This window comes from Vibrio sp. Sgm 5 (genome assembly GCF_026241575.1).
GTDB classification, from domain to species: domain Bacteria; phylum Pseudomonadota; class Gammaproteobacteria; order Enterobacterales; family Vibrionaceae; genus Vibrio; species Vibrio jasicida.
Genome location: NZ_JAPHPY010000122.1, coordinates 1 through 1,562 on the forward strand (window position 1 = coordinate 1; position 1,562 = coordinate 1,562).

Genomic DNA, 1,562 nt, shown 5'->3' on the forward strand with positions numbered 1-1,562 from the left:
AACAATATTCATCGTAAATTTAGTTAAGCAACAAAGAGAACATTATACTATATGTTTTGGGGTAAGCACATAACGCCCAATTAAGGGGTGAGCAACGCTACCACCCAACCTAAAGCATTGTACCGTAAACACTAAAATTGAAGTAGAAGCAAAAATGCCAAGCGTTGGGAATCCCTCTTAAATTGTTTGTTAGGCTTTTGAATTATACAAGTCTAGGATCGCGCTTAAAGCTAGCTGCAACTCAACTTCATCACGATGCAACTCTTCAGCTTTATCAAGATACCGCCACATTACAAAATCAGCTTTATGTCGTTCAAGTAGCTCTATCATCGTAAATTTCGTAACCTGTTGTTCTTCTTTAAAAATACGCTGAATTTCATCTTGAATTTTAGTTGGTAACTTACCATAAAGCTTTACTAGATTATGTATATGACCTGGGTCTATACCTTCTTTTATTAATAGGGCTTTTAATGCTAATTCCACTGAAAATGGAATTAGGAAATTAAGCACATAATCGCTACCAGTTGATAGAGTTCCTAAACCAGAGTCACCAGCCACACTTTTACAACTTCCAGTCAATGTATCTGTAGTCGAGCCGCCAGTTTCAATATCTTTAACCATTTGTTGTAGCGCAAAAGTAACCCATTGCAGACTAAGAGCCTGCCCATGCCTTAAATTTTGCTCACTCATATTACATCCTTTAAAATAAAGTACGACGCACTTTATCATAGCGGCAAGTATAGTGATGTGAGTATACGCAAAAAGCCTAACGCCGTGTTAAGTGGTGAGCAGCGCTACCACCAAAACTCACGACATTGTGCCATAAACACATATGCAAAACTTTGAACTGAAACCGCCGAGCGTTGCGAATCCGTCTTAAACACCTTGTTATACCGCTTGTTTGCAACTAAAATGACCACATTAAAGACCACTTTAAGGAGCTTTTAAATGACCGCTAGAATATTAGCTGATGTTGCTGCAAGTATTACTGAGTTTAAAGCGAACCCAATGAAGGTTGCTTCAAGCGCTTATGGTGATCCAGTCGCCGTACTAAACCGAAATGAACCTGCATTTTACTGTGTACCTGCTGCTGCATACGAAATGATGATGGACAAACTTGAAGATATTGAGCTACTTGCTTTAGCTAAAGAGCGAGAATCTGAAGCAAGCATTTCGGTGAGTATCGATGACTTATAATCTTGAATTTAAAAGTAGCGCGCTTAAAGAGTGGAAAAAACTCGGCGCTACTTTGCAACAGCAATTTAAGAAGAAACTGATTGAGCGCTTAGCTAATCCACACGTTCCGGCTTCCAAATTATCCGGCGCAGATAACATGTATAAGATCAAATTACGCCAATCTGGCTATCGCTTAGTATACAAAGTGCAAGACGATGTAGTTATTGTTACCGTTTTAGCCGTAGGCAAGCGCGAACGTAGCGATGTGTACAGAAAAGCGATGACAAGGCTCAACGACTGATTGCGGTATAACGCCCTGTTAAGGGGTGAGCAACGCAATACCGATGCCACCGCATACCACCTTAAACATTAAAACCAACGCATAG

General features: G+C 40.0%; 3 protein-coding genes. 2 read left to right on the forward strand and 1 reads right to left on the reverse strand.

The window, feature by feature from the left end; genetic code table 11:
• Positions 1 to 189: 189 nt before the first annotated feature.
• The gene (locus tag OQJ86_RS26280; RefSeq protein ID WP_265992291.1) at positions 190 to 690 is read right to left on the reverse strand and encodes a HEPN domain-containing protein; all 501 of its coding nucleotides are present in this window, start codon (positions 688 to 690) and stop codon (positions 190 to 192) included.
• A gap of 258 nt (positions 691 to 948) precedes the next feature.
• On the opposite strand from OQJ86_RS26280, the gene OQJ86_RS26285 reads away from it, so the two are divergent.
• Positions 949 to 1,197, forward strand: a complete 249-nt coding sequence (locus OQJ86_RS26285) for a type II toxin-antitoxin system Phd/YefM family antitoxin (RefSeq protein ID WP_009387502.1) — start codon at positions 949 to 951, stop codon at positions 1,195 to 1,197.
• Positions 1,187 to 1,477, forward strand: a complete 291-nt coding sequence (locus OQJ86_RS26290; RefSeq protein WP_065546184.1) for a type II toxin-antitoxin system RelE family toxin — start codon at positions 1,187 to 1,189, stop codon at positions 1,475 to 1,477. The genes OQJ86_RS26285 and OQJ86_RS26290 overlap by 11 nt, the downstream gene beginning before the upstream one ends.
• The last annotated feature ends 85 nt before the right edge of the window (positions 1,478 to 1,562 follow it).